Annotated in this window: 33 protein-coding genes and 1 tRNA gene; 20 read left to right on the plus strand and 14 right to left on the minus strand. The window is 65.0% G+C overall.

What is annotated here, in order from left to right; genetic code table 11:
- Positions 1 to 6: 6 nt before the first annotated feature.
- Positions 7 to 1,698 carry an aspartate-alanine antiporter gene (gene aspT / locus WFK98_RS05745; protein ID WP_336799551.1) on the minus strand — a complete coding sequence of 564 codons (1,692 nt, stop codon included), beginning with the start codon at positions 1,696 to 1,698 and terminating at the stop codon, positions 7 to 9.
- Between the two features lie 419 nt (positions 1,699 to 2,117).
- On the opposite strand from aspT, the gene WFK98_RS05750 reads away from it, so the two are divergent.
- Positions 2,118 to 2,194, plus strand: a tRNA-Met gene (locus WFK98_RS05750).
- Here the strand turns inward: WFK98_RS05750 and WFK98_RS05755 are convergent.
- The 12 genes from WFK98_RS05755 to WFK98_RS05810 form a co-directional block, all read right to left on the minus strand.
- Positions 2,151 to 3,836, minus strand: coding sequence for a recombinase family protein (locus WFK98_RS05755; RefSeq protein ID WP_336799612.1), 1,686 nt, complete (start codon positions 3,834 to 3,836; stop codon positions 2,151 to 2,153). The genes WFK98_RS05750 and WFK98_RS05755 overlap by 44 nt on opposite strands.
- Entirely contained in the window at positions 3,781 to 4,029 is a 249-nt protein-coding gene (locus tag WFK98_RS05760; protein ID WP_266339542.1) for a hypothetical protein, read from the minus strand. The genes WFK98_RS05755 and WFK98_RS05760 overlap by 56 nt, the downstream gene beginning before the upstream one ends.
- A complete protein-coding gene (locus tag WFK98_RS05765; RefSeq protein WP_266339543.1) occupies positions 4,026 to 4,373 on the minus strand; it encodes a MerR family transcriptional regulator in 348 nt (115 codons plus the stop codon). The genes WFK98_RS05760 and WFK98_RS05765 overlap by 4 nt, the downstream gene beginning before the upstream one ends.
- Positions 4,370 to 4,630, minus strand: a complete 261-nt coding sequence (locus tag WFK98_RS05770) for a hypothetical protein (RefSeq protein WP_266339544.1) — start codon at positions 4,628 to 4,630, stop codon at positions 4,370 to 4,372. The genes WFK98_RS05765 and WFK98_RS05770 overlap by 4 nt, the downstream gene beginning before the upstream one ends.
- The gene (locus tag WFK98_RS05775) at positions 4,627 to 5,271 is read right to left on the minus strand and encodes a hypothetical protein (protein WP_336799552.1); all 645 of its coding nucleotides are present in this window, start codon (positions 5,269 to 5,271) and stop codon (positions 4,627 to 4,629) included. Before WFK98_RS05775 ends, WFK98_RS05770 begins: the two co-directional genes overlap by 4 nt.
- Positions 5,268 to 5,438: a hypothetical protein gene (locus WFK98_RS05780; RefSeq protein ID WP_336799553.1), complete on the minus strand. Its 171-nt coding sequence runs from the start codon at positions 5,436 to 5,438 to the stop codon at positions 5,268 to 5,270. The genes WFK98_RS05775 and WFK98_RS05780 overlap by 4 nt, the downstream gene beginning before the upstream one ends.
- Positions 5,435 to 5,641: a hypothetical protein gene (locus WFK98_RS05785; protein ID WP_336799554.1), complete on the minus strand. Its 207-nt coding sequence runs from the start codon at positions 5,639 to 5,641 to the stop codon at positions 5,435 to 5,437. The genes WFK98_RS05780 and WFK98_RS05785 overlap by 4 nt, the downstream gene beginning before the upstream one ends.
- Positions 5,638 to 5,898: a hypothetical protein gene (locus tag WFK98_RS05790; protein ID WP_336799555.1), complete on the minus strand. Its 261-nt coding sequence runs from the start codon at positions 5,896 to 5,898 to the stop codon at positions 5,638 to 5,640. Before WFK98_RS05790 ends, WFK98_RS05785 begins: the two co-directional genes overlap by 4 nt.
- Complete coding sequence (locus WFK98_RS05795; RefSeq protein WP_336799556.1) at positions 5,895 to 7,910, minus strand: DNA cytosine methyltransferase; 2,016 nt, start codon at positions 7,908 to 7,910, stop codon at positions 5,895 to 5,897. The genes WFK98_RS05790 and WFK98_RS05795 overlap by 4 nt, the downstream gene beginning before the upstream one ends.
- On the minus strand, positions 7,907 to 8,143 hold the full coding sequence (locus WFK98_RS05800; protein ID WP_336799557.1) for a hypothetical protein: 237 nt from the start codon (positions 8,141 to 8,143) through the stop codon (positions 7,907 to 7,909). Before WFK98_RS05800 ends, WFK98_RS05795 begins: the two co-directional genes overlap by 4 nt.
- On the minus strand, positions 8,140 to 8,265 hold the full coding sequence (locus WFK98_RS05805) for a hypothetical protein (protein WP_336799558.1): 126 nt from the start codon (positions 8,263 to 8,265) through the stop codon (positions 8,140 to 8,142). Before WFK98_RS05805 ends, WFK98_RS05800 begins: the two co-directional genes overlap by 4 nt.
- Before the next feature lie 90 nt (positions 8,266 to 8,355).
- Positions 8,356 to 8,604, minus strand: coding sequence for a hypothetical protein (locus WFK98_RS05810; protein ID WP_336799559.1), 249 nt, complete (start codon positions 8,602 to 8,604; stop codon positions 8,356 to 8,358).
- A 172-nt stretch (positions 8,605 to 8,776) separates the two neighbouring features.
- Here WFK98_RS05810 and WFK98_RS05815 point away from each other — a divergent pair, with 172 nt between their 5' ends.
- A complete protein-coding gene (locus tag WFK98_RS05815) occupies positions 8,777 to 9,574 on the plus strand; it encodes an HIRAN domain-containing protein (RefSeq protein WP_336799560.1) in 798 nt (265 codons plus the stop codon).
- Here WFK98_RS05815 and WFK98_RS05820 read toward each other — a convergent pair.
- Positions 9,555 to 10,208 (minus strand): helix-turn-helix domain-containing protein, encoded by a 654-nt coding sequence (locus WFK98_RS05820; RefSeq protein WP_336799561.1) that lies wholly within the window; start codon positions 10,206 to 10,208, stop codon positions 9,555 to 9,557. The two genes, WFK98_RS05815 and WFK98_RS05820, sit on opposite strands and share 20 nt — an antisense overlap.
- Before the next feature lie 100 nt (positions 10,209 to 10,308).
- Here WFK98_RS05820 and WFK98_RS05825 point away from each other — a divergent pair, with 100 nt between their 5' ends.
- From WFK98_RS05825 to WFK98_RS05910, 18 genes are all read left to right on the plus strand, one after another.
- On the plus strand, positions 10,309 to 10,572 hold the full coding sequence (locus tag WFK98_RS05825; protein WP_336799562.1) for a helix-turn-helix domain-containing protein: 264 nt from the start codon (positions 10,309 to 10,311) through the stop codon (positions 10,570 to 10,572).
- Between the two features lie 336 nt (positions 10,573 to 10,908).
- On the plus strand, positions 10,909 to 11,394 hold the full coding sequence (locus WFK98_RS05830) for a hypothetical protein (protein WP_336799563.1): 486 nt from the start codon (positions 10,909 to 10,911) through the stop codon (positions 11,392 to 11,394).
- Between the two features lie 2 nt (positions 11,395 to 11,396).
- Positions 11,397 to 11,546, plus strand: a complete 150-nt coding sequence (locus WFK98_RS05835) for a hypothetical protein (protein WP_336799564.1) — start codon at positions 11,397 to 11,399, stop codon at positions 11,544 to 11,546.
- Positions 11,547 to 11,685: 139 nt separating this feature from the next.
- Complete coding sequence (locus WFK98_RS05840; protein WP_336799565.1) at positions 11,686 to 12,369, plus strand: hypothetical protein; 684 nt, start codon at positions 11,686 to 11,688, stop codon at positions 12,367 to 12,369.
- Positions 12,351 to 12,593, plus strand: a complete 243-nt coding sequence (locus tag WFK98_RS05845; RefSeq protein ID WP_336799566.1) for a hypothetical protein — start codon at positions 12,351 to 12,353, stop codon at positions 12,591 to 12,593. Before WFK98_RS05840 ends, WFK98_RS05845 begins: the two co-directional genes overlap by 19 nt.
- Positions 12,594 to 12,721: 128 nt before the next feature.
- The gene (locus WFK98_RS05850) at positions 12,722 to 12,949 is read left to right on the plus strand and encodes a DUF2312 domain-containing protein (protein WP_336799613.1); all 228 of its coding nucleotides are present in this window, start codon (positions 12,722 to 12,724) and stop codon (positions 12,947 to 12,949) included.
- A complete protein-coding gene (locus tag WFK98_RS05855; protein WP_266339560.1) occupies positions 12,949 to 13,272 on the plus strand; it encodes a hypothetical protein in 324 nt (107 codons plus the stop codon). Before WFK98_RS05850 ends, WFK98_RS05855 begins: the two co-directional genes overlap by 1 nt.
- Positions 13,273 to 13,296: 24 nt before the next feature.
- Positions 13,297 to 14,181 carry a DUF6551 family protein gene (locus WFK98_RS05860; RefSeq protein ID WP_266339561.1) on the plus strand — a complete coding sequence of 295 codons (885 nt, stop codon included), beginning with the start codon at positions 13,297 to 13,299 and terminating at the stop codon, positions 14,179 to 14,181.
- Entirely contained in the window at positions 14,174 to 14,584 is a 411-nt protein-coding gene (locus WFK98_RS05865) for a helix-turn-helix domain-containing protein (RefSeq protein WP_277614290.1), read from the plus strand. The genes WFK98_RS05860 and WFK98_RS05865 overlap by 8 nt, the downstream gene beginning before the upstream one ends.
- Positions 14,581 to 15,807, plus strand: a complete 1,227-nt coding sequence (locus WFK98_RS05870) for an MT-A70 family methyltransferase (protein WP_266339562.1) — start codon at positions 14,581 to 14,583, stop codon at positions 15,805 to 15,807. The genes WFK98_RS05865 and WFK98_RS05870 overlap by 4 nt, the downstream gene beginning before the upstream one ends.
- Positions 15,804 to 16,355 carry a helix-turn-helix domain-containing protein gene (locus tag WFK98_RS05875; protein ID WP_336799567.1) on the plus strand — a complete coding sequence of 184 codons (552 nt, stop codon included), beginning with the start codon at positions 15,804 to 15,806 and terminating at the stop codon, positions 16,353 to 16,355. Before WFK98_RS05870 ends, WFK98_RS05875 begins: the two co-directional genes overlap by 4 nt.
- Positions 16,352 to 17,515 carry a helix-turn-helix domain-containing protein gene (locus WFK98_RS05880; protein WP_336799568.1) on the plus strand — a complete coding sequence of 388 codons (1,164 nt, stop codon included), beginning with the start codon at positions 16,352 to 16,354 and terminating at the stop codon, positions 17,513 to 17,515. Before WFK98_RS05875 ends, WFK98_RS05880 begins: the two co-directional genes overlap by 4 nt.
- Before the next feature lie 22 nt (positions 17,516 to 17,537).
- Positions 17,538 to 18,062, plus strand: a complete 525-nt coding sequence (gene nusG / locus WFK98_RS05885; RefSeq protein WP_336799569.1) for a transcription termination/antitermination protein NusG — start codon at positions 17,538 to 17,540, stop codon at positions 18,060 to 18,062.
- Positions 18,063 to 18,152: 90 nt separating this feature from the next.
- Complete coding sequence (locus WFK98_RS05890) at positions 18,153 to 18,608, plus strand: HNH endonuclease (RefSeq protein WP_266339566.1); 456 nt, start codon at positions 18,153 to 18,155, stop codon at positions 18,606 to 18,608.
- 122 nt (positions 18,609 to 18,730) lie between these two features.
- Positions 18,731 to 19,195 carry a P27 family phage terminase small subunit gene (locus WFK98_RS05895; RefSeq protein WP_266339567.1) on the plus strand — a complete coding sequence of 155 codons (465 nt, stop codon included), beginning with the start codon at positions 18,731 to 18,733 and terminating at the stop codon, positions 19,193 to 19,195.
- On the plus strand, positions 19,192 to 20,967 hold the full coding sequence (locus WFK98_RS05900; protein ID WP_336799570.1) for a terminase large subunit: 1,776 nt from the start codon (positions 19,192 to 19,194) through the stop codon (positions 20,965 to 20,967). Before WFK98_RS05895 ends, WFK98_RS05900 begins: the two co-directional genes overlap by 4 nt.
- Positions 20,964 to 22,250 carry a phage portal protein gene (locus WFK98_RS05905; RefSeq protein WP_266339569.1) on the plus strand — a complete coding sequence of 429 codons (1,287 nt, stop codon included), beginning with the start codon at positions 20,964 to 20,966 and terminating at the stop codon, positions 22,248 to 22,250. The genes WFK98_RS05900 and WFK98_RS05905 overlap by 4 nt, the downstream gene beginning before the upstream one ends.
- Positions 22,234 to 22,833, plus strand: coding sequence for an HK97 family phage prohead protease (locus tag WFK98_RS05910; protein WP_336799571.1), 600 nt, complete (start codon positions 22,234 to 22,236; stop codon positions 22,831 to 22,833). The genes WFK98_RS05905 and WFK98_RS05910 overlap by 17 nt, the downstream gene beginning before the upstream one ends.
- The last annotated feature ends 38 nt before the right edge of the window (positions 22,834 to 22,871 follow it).

Raw genomic sequence — 22,871 nt, forward strand, 5'->3', positions numbered from 1 at the left:
TTCTCCTCAGGCAAATGCGACGACCAGGGGACCGAGCAATGTCAGGAATACGTTGGCGAGGGCGTAGGTGATGGCGAAGGGCGTGGTCGGGATCGAGTTTCCCGCCTTGTCCAGGATTTCGCCGAAGGCCGGATTGGCGCTTCGCGAGCCGGAGAGCGCGCCGGCGAAGATCGCCGTGTTGTCGTAGCGCAGCACGTAGCGACCGAACAGCATGGTGATGATGAGCGGCAGGATCGTCACCACGACGCCGATCAGGAAGATCGACACGCCGCTGGTGGCGATGGTCTGGACCGCCTGCAGGCCGGACTGCAACCCGACCACCGCGACGAAGCCGGCGAGGCCGAGATCGCGGAGCAGTGTCGACGCTGCCGTCGGCATGTTGCCGATGGCGAGGTTGCGGCTCCTGTACCAGCCGAACAGCAGGCCCGACAGCAGTGCGCCACCGCCGCTGCCGAGCGTCAGCGGCACGGAGCCGATCCGCACCACGGCGAGCCCGATCAGGAGGCCGACGACGAGGCCGAGCCCGTGGAAGACGAAGTCCGTCTTGTCGCTGGGCACGAGCACCGTGCCGATTGACCTGGCGGCGCGCTGCAGGTCCTGGTCGGTGCCGTAGATGGTGGCGATGTCGCCAGTCTCGATCCTGGTGTCGGGGGCGAGTGGCAGCGGCCGGTCCGCCCGCTTGAGGCCGACGACGAAGATGCCGTGGCGGAGATCGGCGGCGGCGATGTTGCGGATCTGCTCGACCGTCTTGCCGACGAATTCCGGGTTGTTGATGGTGACGTCGCGGAGCGCCACCACGACATCCATGCCCTCCGAGGACTGCAGCTCCGCGCCGATCGTCGGGGCCGCCGCCACCATGCCGGCGCGGCGGCCGACCAGAAGCACGATGTCGTCCTTGGCGAGCTGGAGATTGGGCTCGACGCCGATCAGCTTGCCGCGTCGCTTCACCCGTTCGATCGCGATCGCGGCCTCCTTGGGCGTGCCGGCCTCCACCTCGGCGACGGTCCTGCCGGCGACCTTGTCGATGCGGAAGATGCGGCCGACCAGATCCGGCGCCGCGGCGGACTCGCCCGGACCGTAGACGCGGACGCCGGCGAGCAGCTCGGCCTCGGCCTTGATCGCATCGTCGCGGATGCTGCGGCCCATCAGCTTGGGTAGGAGGTTGACGCAGATCAGGATGGCCCCGAAGGAACCGAAGATGTAGGTGACCGCGTAGCCGACGGCGACGTTGCCCTGCAGTCGCTGCACCTCGTCGGCGGCGAGGCCGAGCTTGCCAAGCGCGGCGCTGGCGGTGCCGATGATCGCCGATTGCGTCAGCGCGCCGGCTGCGATGCCGGAGGCGAGACCCTTGTCGAGCCCGAACATGCGCGACAGCACCACCACGGTCAGCAGGCCGCTAACGGCGAGCACCACGGCCATGGCGATCTCGCGTAGCGACTGGCGCCCGAGCGAGCGGAAGAATTGCGGGCCGCTCTCGAAGCCGACCGCATAGATGAAAAGTGCGAACAGGAGCGACTTGACGCCGTTGTCGATCGAGACGCCGACCTGGCTGATCAGGACGGCCACGAGCAACGAGCCGGCGACGCCGCCGAGCTGGAACTTGCCGAACTGAATCTTGCCGATCGCATAGCCGCCGGCAAGCGAAAGGAACAGAGCGATTTCGGGGGACTGTTGAAAGATTTCGTGTATCCAGTGCATCGGAACCTCCAACGAAACTGCGGCCCATCAGATACCGAAAAACTTGGATGTCAAATCGGAACGTATCCGGCGATGTCGATGGCGATCGATATGCTTTTCGGCGGTATGGTTATTTTGCAGGCGGACAGAAAAAGACGGGACATAATCTCGGCGACAGGGTGGCCGGTGGAAGCTTGGGGTGCTGCGAGGCCCGCGCATCCGGCGGAGCGACCCAACCTTGCCCTGCCGGCGTCTTCGACTGCCGGAGGCCCGGGGCGGATCTGCCGGGTGCGCTGTTCGCCATCGGCGGACGCTCGTGCCTGGCTGCACGGTCGTCGGTCGCCGTGCATAACCCGTGATTAATTCGCCGGGTGGGGTTTCAAACCGCCGTGAGACCCCCTATATCACCCCTGCGCGACGACGGCAGTCGCCGCGCGTGACGCGGGGTGGAGCAGCCCGGTAGCTCGTCAGGCTCATAACCTGAAGGTCATCAGTTCAAATCTGGTCCCCGCAACCAGCATAACTTGATAAGCCCCGGCCTTAACGGCTGGGGCTTTTTCATTTGCGGCGATCGTGAGGATTCCAGCCAATTCTCCGACCACATCGAGGATGACTTCGTCGCCCCGGATCGTGATCTCGATCCGCTCGACGAGGCTCCGGATGTGGGCCATCGCTTCCGGCTTGGCCGTCTCGTCCTGGAGCTGCTCGTAGAACTCCTCGATCTGCTTCCGATAATTGTCGGCCATTCGAGGATGAAGAGCAGGGGGCGGGCGTTTGGCCCCGGCAAGACGGTCAGCCAGGATTGTCTTCCGCGCCTCCAGCTTCTGGCTCCTTTCTCGCACGACGTCGTCGGAGAGCGTTCCTGCCAGGACGGCATCGACCAGGCGGCCGAGATCCCGATCGATCTTCGCGATCTCCGCCTCATCGGCTTGGATCGTGGCCAGGATCGACGCCTGCAGGCGGTTGGTCTCACGGACGTAGGTGTCGCAGAATTCCTGGAAGGCATCCATCTCGAGCAGATTGAAGCGCAGGCCATCCAGGACGGCGCGCTCGACCTTCGAGCGCCGGATGAGGCGTCGATTGGCGCATGTGCCTTTGTTGGTGGCTCTGCTGCACTGCAGGTGATCCCTGCCGCTCACTGCATAGTTGGCGCCGCACTCACCGCAGACCAGGAGGCCCGATAGGAGATACTTCGCGCGCTTCCGGGCATTTAGCGGCTTCTGGCCGAAATCCTCGCGCGTCAGGCTTTCCTGCCGGTCACGGACGGTCTGCCATTCTTCGTCGCTGACGATCCGCAGGTCCGGTCGATCTCGGATGATCCATTCTGTCTCGGGGTTTTCCCGGGCGATCCGCTTGCCGGAGATCGGATCCTTGAGGAACCGCTGTCGGTTCCAGATCAGCTGTCCGCGGTAGAGCTCATTGTTCAGAATGCCGATGCCGCGCTTCCGGTTTCCGTTGATCGTGCTTGCCGACCATTCTCCGCCGCGAGGGCCGGCGACACCAGCAGCGTTCAGAGCTGACGCAATTGCCATCGGGGACTGGCCGATGGCGTATTGCCTGAAGATTCGACGGATGACTTCCGCCTCGGCCGCATTGATGGTGCGCTTGCCGCGGTCCGCATCTCCCAGGGTCAGGACGACGTCATAGCCGTAGCAGTTGCCTCCGCCCGACCGATCGGCCTCGACTCGACCCCGCTGGCCTCGGCGTGTCTTGTCAGCCAGGTCCTTGAGGAAGAGGGCGTTCATTGTCCCCTTGAGCCCGATGTGAAGTTGATTGATCTCGCCTTCTGCAAGGGTGACCATCCGGACGCTGCTGAACATCATCCGCTTGAAGAAGCCGGCGATGTCCTCCTGGTCCCGGGAGATGCGATCGAGCGCTTCCGACAGCACGATATCGAACCGGCCGGCGATGGCATCCGACATAAGCGCCTGAATCCCGGGTCTCAACATGGAGGACCCGGATATCGCGTGATCCGAGTATTCTTCGATTATCGTCCAGCCGAGGCGAGCTGCATGGTCCCGGCAAATTCGGAACTGATCCGAAATCGACGAAGCGCTTTGCATGTCCGATGAGTAACGGCCGTAGAGCGCTACCCGCACGGGATCAGATCCTCTCGACGTTGTCGTTGTTGGGCCACTGATTCCTTGCGCGGTAGTCATCTCTGGCTGCCTTGCGCGCGAGGATCCGGACAAACTCCATCAATCGCTCGTCGGTGCGAGTATCTGCGCTCTGTCGTCGAAGTAGCAAGGCCCCGTCCGCGCGTTCACTGGTTGCGTTGCCCGACTTCGATGCGGATATCCGCCCGCTGTCGCTACCCTGCTGCTTTGGATCGAGCCGGAGCCGCTTGCTCATGCCGCTTCCTCTTCGGCGGCGAGGCCGGCCAGTACGCTCTGGAGGGCGGCCGCCTGCCGCGCATGAGACTGCTCGGCCGCCGTCTGGATCTCCGGCAGGCGCCGTCGCAAGAAGGCATTGCGAGCCGGTGCTGTCATCGACAACATCTCCCGGATCTCCAGCAGCGTGAGACCGGCATCCGACCAGGCCGTGATCCGGCGGACGGTCTCGCGGTCGGCGTCCGAGTAGATGCGCATGGCGCCTCGCCGCGCCGGCTTCAGGATCTGGCGCTCTTCCCAGAAGCGGAGGGTGCGCAGGGTGAGGCCGAATTCCTCGACGAGGTCGCGGATTGTGAATTCGGTCATTCGTCGCTGCCTTCGTGCTCGATGAACTGCTGCGTCGGATCGCTCTCGTGGCCAGTCACGGACATCCAGATATTCGCCTCCACAACTTCGCGCACCAGTTCGGGGCGGACATTGAACGTCGTCGCAGCCTCGGCGATCGACGTCTCGCGGCTCTGCAGCGCGGACCATGTCTGGATCGCGCACTCAAGCTGATAGAGGCTGACGCCGACTTCGCCGTGCTCGACGAAGGTATCGCGCTCGTTGATCTCTGTCGTCATGCTGTTTCCGCTTCGATGTTCCGGTTAGCGATGGTGAAGGTGTAAGCGGCAACCCAAGGGTTGGCCTCCCAGGCGCCATCGCCGTTGATCGTGTTCCAGAGCCAGCCGTAGACGACCCGAGGGTCGGCGTGCGCGTATCCCAGATACTGGTCTCCCTTGCTGGCGACCCATCGCCGGGTTGTCCGCAACTGAATGAGGCCCTCGGCGATGGCGTCGGGCTTGCTGATGTCCTGCAGCCTCTCGACGCGGACGTCGGTCACGGTGAGAGTCAGCCGTGACGCCCATCGGGGCATGAACACACTAGGACGGCCGCGCGATCCCGAAGGCGAATAGCTGTCATCAGCCAGATAGAACACACGTGACGGCGGGACATCGCGAGGCGGAACCCCCTCGAACGTGCTGTGCGCTTTCCATGCCTCGCGCACCCAAAGACGATCACCGACCGCATGGGTCCGAGGCCAGCGATAGGGACGGTCGTCGGCGTCGAGGGCCTCGATCGCGCCAGCCTCGACGTATGCCAGTGGCTCTTCTGTCCAGGCGTCCAGCCGTCGGCGCGTCTGCGTTTTTCTGCCGTCCAGTAACGCTCGGACCATCGGCCCCGAAAACAGCATGGGGCGCTCCTTGGCTTTGGGCTTGCTCATGGCCGGTCCTTCTTCTCGGAGAAGGTGAACTCGGCGCCGCCGGCCAGGATTATGGCGAGCAGAAACCACCTGCCGGACCGGTCAAGCCAGAACACGGCATACGCGGTCACGCCGAGGATCGCCGCGCGGTCGACGAGGATCATCAGAACGATGCGTTCCACCCTCATGGCAGGACTCCTTCGTTGAGCAGGAAGCTGTCGATCGGTACCAGCCCGGTCGACGCGATCTCGTCGCGGCGCTCGCGGTTGCGCCGGCGGGCGGCGGCTCCGCCTCGATCCCAACGGACGGCGCCGCCGCGCGCCTGGCGCCAGTGCAGGAAGTCGTTCGCCTGCTGGCGCATGGCCGGTGTGATGTCGCGGCGCTTGGTCATTCGACCACCTCGAACGCCATGGAGTCGGTCATGCACCCGCCCGTGGCGAGGTGCTCGTCGAGCATGGCCTGGCGCTTCTCGCGGCTGAGCGGCATCGTGTCGTCGTCTCGCTCGACGAAGCTGGTCGGCTCCTGGAGCAGTGCATCGAAGGTCGGCGCGCAGCAAACACCGAGCGTGCAACAGATGCCGGGATAGTAGCGATCGCCGATGTCGAGCGGCCGATGGCAGCCCGCGCAAACGAGATAGTTGCGGCTCATTCTGCAGCCTCCGTAAAGAGTGGGCCAATGTCGAAAGGGGCGGGGAGATCGACGTCCTCGACCGCGTAGTTCGCCGCGACCAGTGCCGCCGCCATGGGCGGACAGACCGAGTTGCCGCACATGCGGTTCTGGCTGGTCTTGGTCAGCGGCGCGCCGTCGGCGCCCCGGTCGATGATGTAGCTGTCGGGGAAGCCCTGGGCGCGGAACAGCTCGCGCGGCGAGAGCATGCGCATGCCGATATCGACGATGGCATAGGGCTCGCCGTTGATCTCGACCGTCACCAGGCCGAAGCGCGGCTTGGCGGTGGCGGTGTGCAACGGCTCATCGACCGGCTGACCGTCCTCGGTCGAGCCGTAGTATTTCGCGATGAAGGCGCGGACCTCGGCGACATGGCCGCCGCCGGCACAGATCGTCGGCGCAGGCTCGTCGATCTCGGCGTCGCGGCGGTCGCTGCCCTTGAGGTTCAGGATGCCGGCGGAGACGACGGACTGCGTGCTGCCCTTCGCGACGATGGTCGACATCGGCTCGCGCGCGTCGTGCCCGGGCTCCTGGTAGTTGTTCTGAGCAAGGAAGGCTGCAACGAGCGCTGTCTTGCCGCCGCCGCCGGCGGTGATCGTGCCGACAGGCGCGTCGGCCGCACTGCCGATCGAAGCGCCGAATTGCCGCGAGAGATGGATGGCGGCGAGACTGCCCTGGTTGCTATCGGGAACAATGGTCCCGATCGGACTATCGGCTCGCATGGTGCGCGGCTCTTGACCGTCTCGCTCGCCGTATCGCGGCACGAGATAGGGCGCAACCAGGCTGAGCCCTGCGCCGCCGGCTGTGACGGTGTGCGTCGGTTCGTCCGCGCCATTGAAGGGCTTCTGCGCGTTACGCATCGTCATCAGATGCGGCGCGACGAGGCAGTTCTGGTCCTTCGACGACGCGGTGATCGTGTGCAGGGGCGTCTCCGGCGAACGGACCGCGCCGCCCTGCTGCGCATAGGAAAGAACCGGAGCGACAAGCGCGGCTTCCCCGCGGTGCGCGGCCGTAACGGTACGGGCGGGCTCCTCGAGCGAATGGGCGCGGTCGCCGCCCTGATGGGTGAGCGGCGCGGTGAAGGGCGTGACCAGACCGAGCGGCACGGCGCCGCCGGGCCGCTTGATGAAGCTGTTAGCGGTGACGGTTGCCAGCGACTCGTCGATGGCGCGGCCGACCTGGTCGTGCCGGAACGACACGACGAAGGGCTTGGCGGCATCCAGCACGTAGCGCTGCACGCCCTTGGCGATCCTCGCCATGGTGGCCTCGGCCAGCGGCCGCTTGGCGCCGACGGCGCGCGCCTCTTCCTTCGTCAGGAAGATCGACGGGCACGGCAGCGACCAGTCGATGATCTCTGCGGCGGTGCGCCAGGGCCGCAGCTTGCCCGACTTCACAGCCTCCGACTTCGGGTCACCATGCGCCGGCTTCGGCCAGATGATCGGCCGGCCGTCGCGGCGCGCGATCAGGAACAGGCGCTTGCGGATCGTCGGCGCGCCATAGTCGCAGGCGCGCATCTCGCGCCATTCGACCTTGTAGCCGAGCTTGCGCAGCTCGCCGGTCCACTGCCTGAACGTTTCGCCCTTCCGTTCGGGACACGGCATGCCGTCCTCGCGGAGCGGTCCCCAGCCCTGAAACTCCTCGACGTTCTCGAGGATGATCACGCGCGGCCGCACCTGGCGCGCCCAGCGGACGACGACCCAAGCCAGGTCACGGATGTTGCGGGCGACGGGCTTGCCGCCCTTGGCCTTGGAGAAGTGCTTGCAGTCGGGCGAGGCCCAGAGCAGGCCGACCGGGCGGCCGGCGGTCACCGCGTGCGGATCGACCTTCCAGACATTGTGCGGCAGGTGCAGCGTGTCGGGATGGTTCGCCGCGTGCATGGAAAGCGCCTCGGCATCGTGGTTGATGGCGATGTCGGGCGAGCGGCCCAGCGCGATCTCGATGCCGGTGGACGCGCCGCCGCCGCCGGCGAAGCTGTCGACGATGATCTCCATCATCGCGCTGCATCCTCGGCCAGCCACTTTTCGAGCGCGTCCAGAAGGGCGGCGTCGTGGGCGCGTTCGTTGGCGATGCGCAGGGCCGTGGCGACGACCTGGGCCACCTTGTTGACGGCGGAGCGCGGCGTCGGCTGGCGCAGGCGCTTGGCGTCGCAGAGCAGGCGCCATGCCTCGCTCATCAGGTCGGCGGCGTGGGCCAGGGCTTGCTGATCGGCCGGGGAAATGACCGTCATGGCGCGAAGCCGATCGCGAAAATAATCGCCAGTCCCGCCATCGCCGGCAGGAAGGCAAGCGCCAGCCAGTCGTCGCGTTCGCTTCCGCGAACGGCGTCATAGAAATCCAGAACGGTTTTCATGGGGGTCTCGTCGAAGGACAGGATCGTCCGGCGACGCGGCTTCGGCGGGGGAGGGGCAGGGACCGAAGCCGCGCTGGCCTGACGATCGTGTCAGGCGGCTTGCCGTTCCGTGCGGCGCTCGGCTTCTTGGCGGGCGGCCGGGCCGTGGGTCATGATCTCGTCGAGCGTGAAGCCGTAGTCGCGGAGGTCATCCCGGGTGCAGCTGTCGCGGCCGGCGGCGAGATTGATCATCTCGGAGGCCATCAGCTCGGGCACGCGGCCGAGGCGGCGGGCCTTGTCGAGCGCGGTTTCGCGGATCTGGCGCGGCGGGCGGGAAAAGCGGGTCTGGGTCTGAAGCATGGCGGTCTCCATCGTGAACCTTGAGAGGTTCGGCGCGACGGGTGTCCGGCGCCGATGGATCATTATAGCGTTCAACGCTAAATACCTGTCAAGTCCCATATAGCGTGTGACGCTATTACACTCTCAGGTGGTCGTTGTTACGTTTTCCCGCTGTTGAGCGGGAGGCTCTGTGGTGATCAAGATCCGTTGCGAGACGCCATTCTCGGACGAGGAATTTGTTCGGCTGTACGGCGGCGCGTGGATTGATGTCATGGGTGTCCGTTACCGACGGGCCGCTGCGGGGGAGTTTCTGAAGGGCGCATGGTCGGCGATCCAGCGCACCAAGCCCTACGGCCTTCGGGCTCGTCCTGAGCCTGATAACAAGTGGGATGCCAACGCGATCGCCATCGACGGATACTTCTCAACAAGTCTCGGTTTTCGAACCATCCACGTCGGCTATCTGCCGAGCGAGGTGGCCGAGGACCTACAAGGTCGCGAGTACAAGGTTGCCATGGCGAGCGGCTATCTCAGCGACAGCGGATTTGCGGATATCGAGCTCATTGTCTTCGCTCGGCGCGAGGTAGAGGACGTACTGGCGAAGATCGACAAGGCGGCTGAGCGAGTCTGGGTGCGGGAATTTGCGATGCCTGGACTGAAGATCCTTGCTCATATAGCAGCAGCGGACGGCGGGAGTGACGACGATGAGCGCCGTGTCATGAACGAGTACGCCGAGCGGGTACGTCTCTATTCGGGCGGCGTGATCGACGATTTCACTATCGCTCGAGCGATCAGTGATGCGCTGGAAATGGCCCCTTCGCTGGAGAGCCTTCGTGCCAACTATCGGCGATTGGCGAAGCATGCTGAGGCCGCTGGAGATCTGCTCGAATGTGCCCTGAAGCTGGCAAAGCTGGGGGGTATTGAGCCTGCAGAGGCCGTGGCGCTTCGCGAACTTCTTGCGATTGAGCAGAAGGTCAGTCAGTCGGGCCCGTGATCTGCTCGCCTGCCGGCTCGACACGAGACGACCATACTACGCGGCCGAGGATCGAGATCTCATCATCCTGGCCTCGGGGTGCTGCCTGGAATGCCTCAAACGTCGGATCAAGCGAGTCAGGCACAAGCCATAAGCTGCCATCACCGCGTTTGTGAAGAACCTTGCAGGTCCGCTCATACTCGCCGTGTCTGGCTCTCTGCACGACGTAGGCGGCATTGGGAATAAGTCGCTCGCCAGTCTCGTACAGATCGTTGAAGACAATTGTCGAACCGTCAGAATAGCGCCGGTTCATTGAATCGCCTCGCACTATTGCTGCCCGTAGCGTCAGGCCCAGCCATGCCGGCAGGTTGGGTATCGTCACCGTTTCGCCTTCGCCGCTGAGATCCAGCCCCTCGGACCAGGCGCCAGCTTCGACGGTGGTCACCACATCAACACGACGGCCGAGATCCGAATTGTCGGCAAAGAGATCCTCTATGCGGCAATTCAGGATTTCCGCGATCCTTTGAAAACGGGACAGCGGCGGATCCGACTGGCCATTCTCAATCTTGTTGTAGTTGGTCAAATGCACACCGATGCGATCGGCAACCTCTTGCTGGGTTAGACCGCGCAGGTTCCTTATCTCTTTAATTCTCAACGCCATAGCTCCTATATAGCGCCACGCGCTAAGACGGCATATTGCGTCAAGCGCTATATCAACTTGACTTGCGGTTAGCGTTGAGCGCTATATTCGCGCCATGCTGCTCAAAAACTGGCGAAAAGAGAAAATGCTCAGCCTGGCTGAGGTGGGGCGAGACCTCGGCCTAGCCGGGGTTAATGTTGCTCGCGCTGTCCATCGGATCGAAAGCGGTGAGGCGCTCGCCGATGCCGACCTCATCAACGCCATCAGCGCGCTTACAGATGGGGCAGTGAAGGCCGAGGACATGCACTCTGCTCGTCTTGACTGGCTCCGGCGGAATGGTCGTGACCGGTTTTCCCTTTCCGAGAGCCCGGCGCCATGACGCCCGACCAACTCTTTCGCTTCTCCGAAGGCTCCGACTTCCCGGCTACGGCCGGACCGAGAAGCGATCGCCATCTCCTCCCGGCGATCGTGACTGCCCTGCGTGCTCGTCGCCGACGCGCGGGGATCTCCTTCCTCCCTGGCCTTGGGGCAGGCCGGCGCAAATCCGCGCCGTGCCCGCCCGCTCTTTTCGCGGGTGATCGTCCCGACGGTCGACATCTGCGCGGCCCTCCCTGAGGCGTTTCCGACGCTCCCATTCTGACAGACCGAAACCGTTCCCACTCTGGGAAAGCCTCATGGCGTTTCCCGAGCCGGGAAAGCTTTGCCCGAGGCGACCATGTCCCGACCCATTTCCGACGCCTGGTTCCACCGCGTGAAATCCGCCACCCGTGACCTTGTCCAGGCCTGCGGCGGGCTGAAGCGCGTCGAGGCCATCGCGCACGCCTCGAAATCCGAGGTCTCTCGCTGGCAGGTCGACACAGACGAGGCGATCATTCCGCTTGCCGCCGTGCTCGTGCTCGAGGCCGATTGCGGCCTGCCGCTCGTGACGACCGTCATGGCGGATCTCGGCGGGCGCCGGCTGGAAGGGCCGTCGGATCAGGCGGGCAGCGCGGCGGCGATGCTCAACCATTACACCGAGACGATGCGCGCCGCGTCCGAACTGCTGGGGTCGGCGGCGACGGCCTTCGCCGATGGGCTGATCACCGGCGCCGAACTCGAAATTCTCGACCGCAACGCCGGCACGCTTGAGCGCGTGGTGGCGGGTCTGCGTCTCGGCATCGCCGAGGCCAAGGGTGGGCCGACGCTCCGGGTGGTCGGCTAGCCATGCGCACCGAGCCGAACCCGCAACCCGCTCGCGATCGGTTCTGGCTGGTCATCGCCATCATCGTGCTCTGGCTCGCATGCAGCGCCGGCCTACTGATCGGCGCGGCCGAAATCTATCAACGCTCCCTCAAGCTCTGGTGGCCCACATGATCCTGACATGCCACGCATGACCGCGGCAGTTCTGCGCGCGCGGGAAACTTCCCGCGGTCCTCGACCTGGCCCATCTGTTCGGCTGGACCCGGCGCGCGACGGGCGAGGGCTTCCTCTGCCTCTCCTGCGGAGACGCATCATGAGATGGATGCAGACCCGCTCCGGCCTTGCGGTCGACCTGGCGCGGCCGGACCTCTCGGCGATCGACATGATGGTCGATGTCGCCATTCCGCTTTCGCTGACCAACCGCTTCGCCGGGCATACGGCGAAGTTGGATGTCGGTGGCTTTTCGACCGCGCAGCACGCCTATCTCGGCGCCGACGCCGTGCTGCAGGAGACCGGCGGCGACACCGACGCCGCGCTGGCCTTCCTGCTGCACGACGCGCACGAAGCCTTCATCGGCGACCCGACGTCGCCGTTCGTCGCCAGCCTCGACCGTATGGCGATCGACCGGCTCGGCCGGCCGGTGAACGGCGTCATCCAGAGCACTCTCAAGATCATGAAGGCGGGGCTCGACGCCGAAATCTATCGCCGGCTGGGGCTGGACTGGCCGCTCTCGGCCTATCTGCATGGCATCGTCGCCGACATGGATCTGCGCATGCTGCGGCGCGAGCGTGACGAGCTGATGGGTGATCCGCCCGGACCGTGGGCGAACAATGTCGAGACGGCCGCGCCGATCCGCAGCCTCGAGGGCTGGGATTTCTTCCGCGGTGGCAGCCAGATGGATGTCGCACGCGAATGGATGTCGCGGCTTCGCGCCTGGCACCCGCGACATGTCGAGGCGCAGAGCCGGGGAGGTGAGCCGTGGCTGCTCCCATCCTGACGCTCGACCTCTTCGTGCATGGCCGGACGGATCGCGCCGTCCGCGTATCGCGTGATGGCGACCTGCGCAATTCGCGCTGGGTCGCGCTCGCGCATCTGGATGTCGCCATGGCGGGCACCTCGCGCGCGATCGTCACCATTCCGCGATGGCTGGCCGAACAGGAAGACCTGGCGACGCCGGCCGCCGATACCGGCCAGGCCCAGCTGTTCGGAGGCGCGGCATGAGCGAGCATGAGGGTGTCTACGATCCCTATGCGGTCGGCCATGCCCGGCTGGGCAAGACGCTCAATCCGAAATCTGCGGCCGACGACAAGTCCGACAGCGATGGCGAAGGCGGCGACTACGTCAACGGCATTGCCGCGTCGCAGCTGCGGTCGCTCGTCGAGCGGATCGAGCGCCTCGAGGAAGAGAAGAAGGCGATCGCCGACGACATCAAGGCCGTCTACGGCGAGGCCAAGTCGCATGGCTATGACACCAAGACGGTGCGCAAGGTCGTGGCGCTGCGCAAGAAGGATCCGAACGAGCGCGAAGAGGAAGAGGCAATCCTCGAACTCTACAAGAACGCGCTGGGGATGGTCTGATGGCGTCGCCCCAAGACAGCGCGGCGCGCGCGGCCATCGGCTGGGACATCGATCGCCAGACGTTCGGCCTCTTCGTCCATGCGCATCGATCCGAGATCCTCGGCGTCAGCATGCGCGCAGCCGCCACGATTACCGGCATTTCCTACGCCACGCACTGCCGCGCTGAACGCGCGCAGCCGATCTCGGCCGGCAACATGCTGCGGCTCTGCCTCTGGATCGACGCCAATCCCTACTGGTTCCTCGTCGACCCCAAGACGGGCAAGCGGCTGGTGAACCCGCCGGAAGCGCCGGTTCCACGCGAAACACCTGGTGAAACACGTTGAATTCATTGAACGGAGGCATGGCGTATGAGCGAGCATGACGTGTCCGGCGGCGACCTTGCCGCCATGGTTCCGGGCTTCCGGCCGATTAAGGCGATTCCGATCGCTGGTGTCGAGCCGAACGAAGTCGTGGCCGACCGGCCTGAATTTCGCTGGGTCGATCCGACGACGCTCTGCGTCGAGGAAAAGTATCAGCGCGAGCTGGCGGACAAGTCGGTCACCCTGATCCGCCGCATCGTCGGGAACTGGTCGTGGGATTCGTTCAAGCCGCCGGTCTGCGCCGAGGGCGATGACGGCGTGTTGATGGTGATCGATGGGCAGCACACGGCGATCGCCGCGGCGAGCCATCCCGGCATCGACGCGATTCCCGTCATGGTGGTCGACGCGGCCGAGCTGGCGCTGCGCGCCATGGCCTTCGTCCGGCACAATTCCAACCGCGTCGCGATGACGAGCAACCAGCTCTACTACGCCGCGCTCGCCGCGGGCGACGAGATCGCGGTGGCCATGGATCAGGCCTGCGAAAAGGCGGGCGCGCGCATCCTGCGCAGCCCGCCGGCGCAGGGAATCTTCAAGGTCGGCGACACGATGGCGATCGCCGGGCTGCGCGCGATTACCGAGCGGCGCGGCGTCAATTTCACGGCGCGGATGCTGAAGATCCTGATCGATGCGCAGCGCGCGCCGCTGGCCTCGGCCGAGATCGGCGCGGTCACCGCACTGCTGACCGAGCCGGAATGGAAGGATTCGCTCGATCCGGCCGACCTGACGGCAACGATCCGTTCGAAGTCGGCCCGCCAGTGGCAGGCTCATGCCGAATCCACCGTGCGCAAGGGCATGAAGATGCCGATGGCTCGCGCCCTGGCCATCGCCTGGTTCCGCGCCACGCCGAAACAACGGCAGGCGCGCAATGGCTGATCTTGCGGCAAAGGTGGCCATGCTCGAGGCCGAGAACGCGATCCTCCGGGACCGTGTCGCGACGCTCGAGCGCGACGCCGGTCTTCATCTGCACCTGCCGCCCGGTCTGGGCCTGACGCCACACGAGGCGCGGGTCTTCCTGGCGCTGCTGAAGCGCGATGTCTGCAGCAAGGAGCAGCTGATGAATGCTGCCTATGACCTGCTGCATGACGGCGAACTGCCGGCCATCAAGATCATCGACGTCTTCATCTGCAAGATCCGCAGGAAACTGAAGCCGCACGACATTTCGATCGGCACGCTCTGGGGACGGGGCTACTACCTCGATGCCGAGGCGCGGCAGCGCGCAAACGACATGATCACGACCTTCAACGCCGCGTTGTCGCGGCCAGCGGAGGCGGCATGACGACGGTGGCGCCCTGGCAGCCTGGCGATGTGCCGGCGCCGGTCGGCCAGCTGCCGTTTCACGAGCTGGCGAACCTGTTTCCGCTGATCGAGGGCGACGCCTTCGACGACCTGATGGCGGACATCGCAGCCAACGGGCTGCAGGAGCCGATCGAGCTGCTCGACGGCGCCATCCTCGACGGCCGCAACCGCTACCGCGCCGCGCTCGCCGTCGGCGCGACGGTTCACACGCGCCAGTTTCGCGGTAGCGACCCGCTCGCCTATGTCATGTCGAGAAACCTGCATCGCCGTCAGTTGTCGCCGAGCCAGCGCGCGATCATCGCCGCGCGCGTCGCGACGATGCGCCAAGGCGAGCGAACGGACCTGACCGAACCTTCCGCAAATTTGCGGAAGGTCAGCCAGGGCGAGGCGGCGCGCGCCGCGAACGTCTCGGATCGCAGCGTCACGACGGCGCGCGAAGTGCTGGCGCATGGCTCGGCCGAACTGGTCCGCGCCGTCGAGGGCGGGCGCGTCTCTGTTTCAGCAGCGGCCGACATCGCATCCTTGCCGATCGACCAGCAAAAGCGTTTGGTCGAGAGCGTCGATCCGCGCGCCTTCGCGGCCGTGGCGCGCCAGTTTCGCGACCGAAAGACGGCGGAGAAGAAGGCAAAGCGCGCCGGTCGCGAGGCGGCACTGGCAGTTCGCCAGCGCGCGTTGCCGGAAAAGCGCTTCGGCGTGATCTACGCCGACCCGGAATGGCAGTTCGAGGTCTATAGCCGCGAGACGGGCATGGATCGCGCGGCCGACAACCACTATCCGACCTCGCCGACCAACGACATCGTGGCGCGCCCGGTCGGCGACATCGCGGCGAAGGATTCGGTGCTGTTCCTCTGGGCGACCGCGCCGATGATCAAGGCTGCGCTGCGCGTCATGGAGCATTGGGGCTTCACCTACAAGGCGCAGTTCATCTGGCTAAAGGACCGGATCAGCACCGGCTTCTGGAACCGCAACAAGCACGAGCTGCTGCTCGTCGGCACGCGGGGCGACATCCCTGCGCCGGCGATGGGCGAGCAATGGCCCTCGGTGATCGAGGCGCCCGTCGGCGAGCATTCGGCGAAGCCGGAGATCTTCGCCGAGATGATCGAAGCCTATTACCCGAACCTCCCCAAGATAGAGCTGAACGCCCGCCGCGCGCGGCCGGGATGGGACGTCTGGGGGCTGGAAGCGCCGGAGGCGGTGGCATGAACCACGCAACACCTGAAGACCTCGCCATGTCGCGCGGGCAGCGGATCGAGGCCTGCCGACGATCCCTGTCGCTGCTGTTGATCCACCATGGCGCGAACCCGCCCGATGGCGCCGCGCGCGCCGCCGTGGCGCGCCTGCGCGGCCAGATCGCGGCCGGGGCGACTGCTGTGCGGCGGGACGAGCCGCCGCCTCTGTTGGCGCCGGCGGCAGTCGCCCGCCGGCGGGAGCGTGCCGCCAAGGTGGTGGCCGCGCGGCCGTCGCGGAGGAAGGCGTCGGACGTCGACATGGAACATCTGCTGTCGATTGCCGCCGCGGTGATGCTGCGTGATGGCCTCAACGAGAATGAGCTGTTCTCGCACCGGCGGAACCCTGCCTTGGTGCGGGCGCGCCATGAGATCATGTATCGCGCCGCCAAGGAGACGAAACTGTCGCTGCCGCAGATCGGCCGCTTCCTCGAGCGCGATCATTCTTCTGTTGTCCACGGCATCGCGCGACATGCGGAAAGACTCGGCCTAGATCGGCCGCGACCGCCGGGAGGCGTGGCATGAGCGGGCCGCGCTATTCGATCATCCATGGCGAGGCCGCCACGGATCCGCGCTTGAAGGGCAAGGCCCTGCAAGTGCTCTGCATGCTCGGTCGCCACACGGATCGCGGCGGCTGGTGTTCGCGCAGCCAGGTGAAGATGGCCGAGCAGTTGCAGTGCGCACGCTCGACCGTCCAGGCGGCGATCGCGATCCTCGTCGAGTGCGGGTATGTCCAGCAACAGGAGCGCTTCCATCCGAACAATGGCAAGCGTTCGCATGAATATCGCGTTCTGCTCGACGACAAGCGGCCGGCCGAATTCATCAATAGTCTTGATGATTCCGATGATGACGAGGACGACGTTACTATCGATCCGGCTTCCCCCCATGCCGGTATACCGGCATCCCCCATGCCGCCCCAGAACCGGCATGGGGATGCCGGTCCAGAACCGGCATCCAATAGAACGATCCCTTCTAATAACGACTTGGAGAGAGAGGCGCGCGCGCCGCTTGGATCGGGATCGGAAATTCGCAGGAAGCTCGATGCCGGCGCCGAGCGAGCGGCCTTGGCCGAAGTTGCGCGGGCCGACGAAGCGTTCATGTCTCAGTTTCGACAGTGGCCGAAACAGGACACCGACAACATCGTCCGTTCCCATGGCAGCTGGCTGCGGCTGTCGGCGGCGGATCGAGTCGCTGCGAGCGCGGCCGTGCCGGTCTTCATCGCTAAGCTGCGCATCGACAGGGCTCATTGCCGCTTCTTCACGTTCATCGAAGAACGGAAATGGCTGGATCTCGCCTCTAAAACCGGCGGCGTGTCGCCGGCTGGCGTGCCGCTGCCGATCGAGCCCGGGACCGATCTGTGGTGGGCCGTGTTCTGGCGGCGGTGGAAGGCCGGCGAGCGCGTGAAGTTCATGTTCGAGCAGGCCTTTCCGCTCGGGGGGCAGGCGCGGCAAGGCATCGGCGTGTCGGCCAACGCGGTCCCGAAACAGGACGAAGTTGCGGCTCTGGTGACCATTGCCGTGCGGGACGCTGCCGGCAATCAGACGGCGGAGTTCCATGCCTGGGCGGATCGCATGGCGCAGGATTCGTTGTTCCGCTTCAACGCCAACGACCTGCGGATGCCGTTCATCAAGGTGCCGAGCCAGTGGCCGTCCGATCTTGCTCAGACTGTGACGAGGGCCGGCTGATGATTCTGAAAGTAGGTCTTTGATGGCAGGCGAGTTCGATTGGTACGTCGTCTACACTGTCCCGCGTCGTGAGATGGCGACGCGGGACAGGCTGCTGAGAGCGGGCTTCGAGGTCTACCTGCCGCTGGGCAAGAAGTGGATCAAGCCTCGGCATGTGAAGGCCGAGCGCGAAGTGCAGGTGGCCGTTTTCCCTGGCTATATGTTCGTCGCGATAGAGGCCTGCCCGCGCTGGTACCAGCTGCTCCAGGTCGATGGCGTCGGCGGCATCCTGACGAACAACGAGCGGCCGGTTCGCGCCCGGTCGGAGCTGGTAGACGCGCTGCGCTATGCACAGGACTGCGGCGAGTTCGACCAGGTCAGGGCGACCAGTCCGGATCTCATTCATAGAGATGCATCGGTGACGATTATCGCCGGTCCGCTAGTGGGTTACGAGGCGCGCGTCGCCTCTTTTGAGCAGGGACAGGCGCGCGCCATGGTGTCCGTTCGCATGCTTGGAGGCGTGAGGGAGGTCAGTGTGCCGGTTGACCTGCTTCGGCTCTTGGCCTAACGCTGGCCACAGGACGAGCGCGCTCGATCTGTCGCACCGGAAACGGCGAGTGGCAGGGCGCCCCCAGGAGGCGGATCCCCGCTCTCCACGATGGATTTCTATGCCCGGCACGCAGCGATGCGGTCGGGCATTCGTCTTCCTAGGGTATGGCTACCTGGCAAGCGCGGCATATACGTCGTGTATGAGCGCGATCGCGGTTCGTCCCGACATCGCGGCTACACAGCCGCTTGGGATCGAGCGTCGCAGCAGTTCAAGCGACAGCATCCGTGCTGTCTTGGCTGCAAGGCGGTCGGCAAGGTGACCGCCGTCGATGTCACTGATCACGTTGAGCCGCACCGAGGCGACCAGGCCAAGTTCTGGGATAGCTCGATGTGGCAGCCGTGCTGCCGATGGCACCACGATGTGGTGAAGAAGCGCCTCGAGCTGATGTTCGACAGCGGCGAAATCGGCGTCGCCGACCTCTGGCTCGACAGCCGCGCCGCCCAACGTCTCACCCGCCGCCTCCAGCCTCGTCGCCTCGATGCCGATGGCTGGCCCATGGGGTAGGGGTGGCACGGGCTCTGGAGCGCCTGGGGTGCCGGACCGCTCAGGGCAATTCTGTGTGGCGAGCGGAAATTGGAGACAAAAAGCCACTTTCGAGAAGTGGCCTGTGATCCGGGAAACTGATCGTGCGTGGACGGAAGCCTCAGAACTCGAACGTCGTACCGCTGACAGAAGACGTCCGGCGGCTCGACTTCGAAGCATCGGCCAAGGCGAAGGCGAGGAGCCTCAAGCCTCGTGGCCTCGAGCGCGATGTGTCGAAGGTCTGGGACCGGCTGGCGCCATGCGTCTGCCATCCGACGGTCAATCGGCTGGCGGCGCATATGGTCGAATCCTTCGTGATGCTCTGCCGCTGCATCGCTCGTCACGAGCGGCTTCGCGCAGCCATGGAATTGGAAGGCGAGACCTACGAGACGCAGACGCGCAACGGCGCTCAGCTGAAGTCGCGGCCCGAGGTCGGCCAGATGAACGAGAGCTTCCGGCAGGCGCTGACCCTGTTGCGGGATTTCGGGCTCACGCCTGCGGCCGAGCGAGGCATTAAGGCGACGTCCGATCAGGGCGATTTCGACTTCGGCGACGGTGACTTCGCGTGACCGATGCCGTCACCAAATGGGCCGAGGACGTTGCGGCCGGGCGTATCGTTGCGGGTCCGAATGTCCGCAATACCGCCAAGCGCCATCTGACCGATCTGGAGGATGGTCCGAAGCGAGGCCTGTTCTGGGATGTCGCAGCTGCTGAAGACGCAATCGGGTTCTTCCCGCGCCGCCTCCGCTTGAACGGCGGTGACTTCGAGGGCCGCCCGTTTGAGCTCCATCCGAGCCAAGCCTTCCGGGTCGGCTCGATCTTCGGCTGGAAGTGGCGCGACACCAAACTGCGCCGGTTTCGCCGCTTCTACGACGAGGAAGGCAAGGGCAACGGCAAGAGCCCAATGCTGGCCGGCATTGGCCTGCTCGGCCTGGTAAAGGATCCAGAACCGCGTGCAGAGATCTACGCCGCTGCGTCGAAGAAGGACCAGGCCATGGTCCTGTTTCGTGATGCTGTCGCGATGCGGGACCAGTCGCCATCGCTGAAGGCGCGCGTGAGGTCGCACGGCATCGACCCCGTGTGGCAGTTGTCCTATGCAGGGCGAGGCAATGACCGGCGCTTCTTCAAGCCGATCTCATCCGATGACGGCCAGTCGGGGCCGCGACCGCACTTCGCGCTCTGCGATGAAGTACACGAGCACAAGAACCGCGACACGATCGATCTGCTCGAGCGCGGCTTCAAGTTCCGCAAGCAGCCGCTGCTGGCGATGGCGACCAACTCCGGTACGGACCGGAACTCGATCTGCTTCGAGGAACACCAGCACGCGGTGAACGTCGCGGCCGGCCTCATCCAGGATGACACGACCTTTTCCTTCGTCTGCTCCCTCGACAAGATGGACGACTGGGAGAACGATCCCACCTGCTGGGGCAAGCCAAACCCGCTGCTCGACGTCACAATCACGCGCGACTACCTGGCCGGCGTCGTGGCGCAGGCAAAGGCAATCCCGGGCAAGCGCAACGGCATCGCGCGGCTGCATTTCTGCGAATGGACCGACGCCGAGTCGGCGGCCTTCTCGCGCGAGGCCTGGATGGCCTGCGTCGGCGATGTCGATGTCGATGCGCTGGTGCTTGCCGGCTATCCCTGTTTCGGCGGCCTGGACCTCTCGCGGGTCCGCGACTTCACGGCACTCACCCTGACCTGGGTGCTCGACAACACCAAGGATCAGGAAGTCTTTGCATCGAAGACATGGTTCTGGACGCCCCGTGATACGCTGGCGCGGCGCGCCGCCAAGGATGGCGCCCCTTACGATGTCTGGGAGAAGCAGGGCTTCATCGAAGCGGTCGCCGGCGATCGTGTTTCCTATCGCTGGATTGCCGAGGCGCTCGCCAAGATCTGCGCCGTGACCCATCCCGTCGAGATCGGCTGCGATCAGTACGGCCTCGAACAGCTCCGCGACCACGTCAACGAAATCGGCGCCGATCTGCCGCTCACGATCCACCCGCAGGGCTTCCAGAAGCGGATCATCGAGAAGGAGCCGGGCGCCGTCGAGGGGGAGCAGGAGCTGTACCTCTGGATGCCGGACAGCATCAACAAGCTAGAGAACGCGCTCTTCGAGAAGCGCCTCCGCATCGACCGCAACCCGATGATGAACAGCTGTGCGGCAGCCGTCGTCTATCACGAGAACAGGACGGGGCATCGGATGTTTGCCAAGGACAAGGCGTTCGGCCGTATCGACGGCATCGTCTCGAAAGCGATGTCGATCGGCGTCGCCACGCTGCGGAGCAAGCGCGTCATCACCTCCCCATGGGATGATCCCGAGTTCAGCCTGGTGTCGGCATGAGGTTTCTCGGGCTTCGGGTCGAGCGTGAGACACGCTCGGGAACTTCGCTGGAAAACCCAACGATTCCGGTGAGTGCCGAAAACTTTCTCGGCTTCTTCGGGATGCAGGGCGTCGATCTGCCCGCGGTTACGACTGACACGGCGCTGAAGGTGCCGGCCGTCATGGCAGCCGTCGCCTTTCTGTCCCGGACACTCGCCGCCGTCCCGAAGCATGCCTACCGCGAAACCGCCGAAGGACCGGTCCGGGTCAAGGGTAAGCTCGGCACGATCGTGCACAAGAGCCCGAACGACCAGATGGGCGCCTTCAAGTTCTGGCAGTTCTTCTGGCAGCAGGTTTTTACGGGTGGACGCGGCCTCGCCTGGATTGAGCGCAGCCGCCCGGGTGCCGCCGGAATTGAGGGGATGTGGCTGCTCGATCCGACCCGCACCACCATCCAGCGTGATGGTGTCGAACTTGCCTACAAGTCCGGCGGCAAGACATATCCAGGCAGCGACGTGATCGATGTCCCGTTCATGCTGAGGGCCAATCAGCTATCGCATTATGGGCCGATCAATCTCGCCTCCAAGGCCATCCAGTTGGCGCTGGCGATGAATGACTATGCCAGTACGTTTTTTGCCGGCGGCGGTGTTCCGCCGCTGGCTCTGACGGGACCGCTTCCGGCCGGTGCGGACGCCCTGAAGCGGGCGATGGCGGACATTCATCGCGTCATCGATGCCGCCAAGAAGAGCGCCAAGCCGGTCTTTCCGCTGCCGCCGGGACACGACCTCAAGCCCGTCGGCTTTGATCCGGACAAGGGGCAGATGACCGAGGCGCGTAAGTTCCAGACCGTGGAGATCGCGCGCGCCTACCAGCTGCCGCCTGTGTTTCTCCAGGATCTTGAGCGGGCCACCTTCACCAATGCCGAGCAGCAGGACCTGCACCTGGTCAAGCACCTGATCGGCCAGTGGACCCTGGCGCTCGAGGACGAGCTGAACCTGAAGCTGTTCGGTCGGCTCAATCCGACGCGCTACATCGAACACAATCTCGACGCGCTTATGCGCGGCGACTTCAAGAGCCGGATCGAAGGCCTCGCGCGTGGCGTTCAGTCTGGCCTGCTCACACCGAATGAGGGGCGGGCGATCGAGAACCGCCCCAACCACAGGAATTCCGCGGCGGATGAACTGTTCATGCAGGGGGCGACCGTTGAACTGGGGCGTCGTGCCACGCCGCCCGTCTTGTCCGGTCCGGCGCCGCCGGCCGAGGCCCCCTCGGATGTTGGAGACACGAATGACGACGCGGCCTGAAGCGGAACAGCGATCGCTTGTCCTACCCGTCGAGCGAAGGGCGGAAGGAGATACGACAACTGTCTCCGGATACGCCGCCACCTTCGGCGATGTCGCCGACATTGGCGGGTACTTTAAGGAAGTTCTGGCGCGCGGTGCCTTCACCAAGACCCTGCAGAAGGCGGATGTCCGCGCCTATTTCGACCATGACCGTGGCCGGGTGCTCGGGCGTACCACCGCCGGAACGTTGCGTCTGCAGGAGGACGCGAAGGGGCTCGCGGTCGAGATCGATCTTCCCGATACCTCCGACGGGCGCGACATCCGCACGCTGATCGAGCGGGGCGACATCAGCGGCATGTCGTTCGGCTTCGTCGTGCTGCGCCAGGAGTGGGACGAATCTGGCGAGATCCCGCTTCGCACCATCCTCGAGGTCGAGCTTCGCGAAGTCTCGATCGTCTCCGAGCCGGCCTACGACGGCACCTCGATCGCGCTGCGATCGCTCGACAGTGCCCGCAAGGAAAAGCGCCGACAGAATTTCACGGCCGCCGCCTACCGGCTGCGGATGAAAACCAACCTGGATCTCAGGATCCGGAGTAAAGCCTAGGCATCGCGCCAAGGCCCAATCCCCTCCATTTTCGGAAA

The organism is Kaistia sp. MMO-174, assembly GCF_037147815.1.
Classification (GTDB): Bacteria; Pseudomonadota; Alphaproteobacteria; order Rhizobiales; family Kaistiaceae; genus Kaistia; species Kaistia nematophila.

Coding starts and splice junctions, on each gene's coding strand:
- aspT (WP_336799551.1), bottom strand. CDS start 1,698: ATGCACTGGATACACGAAATCTTTCAACAGTCCCCCGAAATCGCTCTG.
- WFK98_RS05755 (WP_336799612.1), bottom strand. CDS start 3,836: ATGACTACCGCGCAAGGAATCAGTGGCCCAACAACGACAACGTCGAGA.
- WFK98_RS05760 (WP_266339542.1), bottom strand. CDS start 4,029: ATGAGCAAGCGGCTCCGGCTCGATCCAAAGCAGCAGGGTAGCGACAGC.
- WFK98_RS05765 (WP_266339543.1), bottom strand. CDS start 4,373: ATGACCGAATTCACAATCCGCGACCTCGTCGAGGAATTCGGCCTCACC.
- WFK98_RS05770 (WP_266339544.1), bottom strand. CDS start 4,630: ATGACGACAGAGATCAACGAGCGCGATACCTTCGTCGAGCACGGCGAA.
- WFK98_RS05775 (WP_336799552.1), bottom strand. CDS start 5,271: ATGAGCAAGCCCAAAGCCAAGGAGCGCCCCATGCTGTTTTCGGGGCCG.
- WFK98_RS05780 (WP_336799553.1), bottom strand. CDS start 5,438: ATGAGGGTGGAACGCATCGTTCTGATGATCCTCGTCGACCGCGCGGCG.
- WFK98_RS05785 (WP_336799554.1), bottom strand. CDS start 5,641: ATGACCAAGCGCCGCGACATCACACCGGCCATGCGCCAGCAGGCGAAC.
- WFK98_RS05790 (WP_336799555.1), bottom strand. CDS start 5,898: ATGAGCCGCAACTATCTCGTTTGCGCGGGCTGCCATCGGCCGCTCGAC.
- WFK98_RS05795 (WP_336799556.1), bottom strand. CDS start 7,910: ATGATGGAGATCATCGTCGACAGCTTCGCCGGCGGCGGCGGCGCGTCC.
- WFK98_RS05800 (WP_336799557.1), bottom strand. CDS start 8,143: ATGACGGTCATTTCCCCGGCCGATCAGCAAGCCCTGGCCCACGCCGCC.
- WFK98_RS05805 (WP_336799558.1), bottom strand. CDS start 8,265: ATGAAAACCGTTCTGGATTTCTATGACGCCGTTCGCGGAAGCGAACGC.
- WFK98_RS05810 (WP_336799559.1), bottom strand. CDS start 8,604: ATGCTTCAGACCCAGACCCGCTTTTCCCGCCCGCCGCGCCAGATCCGC.
- WFK98_RS05825 (WP_336799562.1), top strand. CDS start 10,309: ATGCTGCTCAAAAACTGGCGAAAAGAGAAAATGCTCAGCCTGGCTGAG.
- WFK98_RS05830 (WP_336799563.1), top strand. CDS start 10,909: ATGTCCCGACCCATTTCCGACGCCTGGTTCCACCGCGTGAAATCCGCC.
- WFK98_RS05835 (WP_336799564.1), top strand. CDS start 11,397: ATGCGCACCGAGCCGAACCCGCAACCCGCTCGCGATCGGTTCTGGCTG.
- WFK98_RS05840 (WP_336799565.1), top strand. CDS start 11,686: ATGAGATGGATGCAGACCCGCTCCGGCCTTGCGGTCGACCTGGCGCGG.
- WFK98_RS05855 (WP_266339560.1), top strand. CDS start 12,949: ATGGCGTCGCCCCAAGACAGCGCGGCGCGCGCGGCCATCGGCTGGGAC.
- WFK98_RS05860 (WP_266339561.1), top strand. CDS start 13,297: ATGAGCGAGCATGACGTGTCCGGCGGCGACCTTGCCGCCATGGTTCCG.
- WFK98_RS05865 (WP_277614290.1), top strand. CDS start 14,174: ATGGCTGATCTTGCGGCAAAGGTGGCCATGCTCGAGGCCGAGAACGCG.
- WFK98_RS05870 (WP_266339562.1), top strand. CDS start 14,581: ATGACGACGGTGGCGCCCTGGCAGCCTGGCGATGTGCCGGCGCCGGTC.
- WFK98_RS05875 (WP_336799567.1), top strand. CDS start 15,804: ATGAACCACGCAACACCTGAAGACCTCGCCATGTCGCGCGGGCAGCGG.
- WFK98_RS05880 (WP_336799568.1), top strand. CDS start 16,352: ATGAGCGGGCCGCGCTATTCGATCATCCATGGCGAGGCCGCCACGGAT.
- nusG (WP_336799569.1), top strand. CDS start 17,538: ATGGCAGGCGAGTTCGATTGGTACGTCGTCTACACTGTCCCGCGTCGT.
- WFK98_RS05890 (WP_266339566.1), top strand. CDS start 18,153: ATGGATTTCTATGCCCGGCACGCAGCGATGCGGTCGGGCATTCGTCTT.
- WFK98_RS05905 (WP_266339569.1), top strand. CDS start 20,964: ATGAGGTTTCTCGGGCTTCGGGTCGAGCGTGAGACACGCTCGGGAACT.
- WFK98_RS05910 (WP_336799571.1), top strand. CDS start 22,234: ATGACGACGCGGCCTGAAGCGGAACAGCGATCGCTTGTCCTACCCGTC.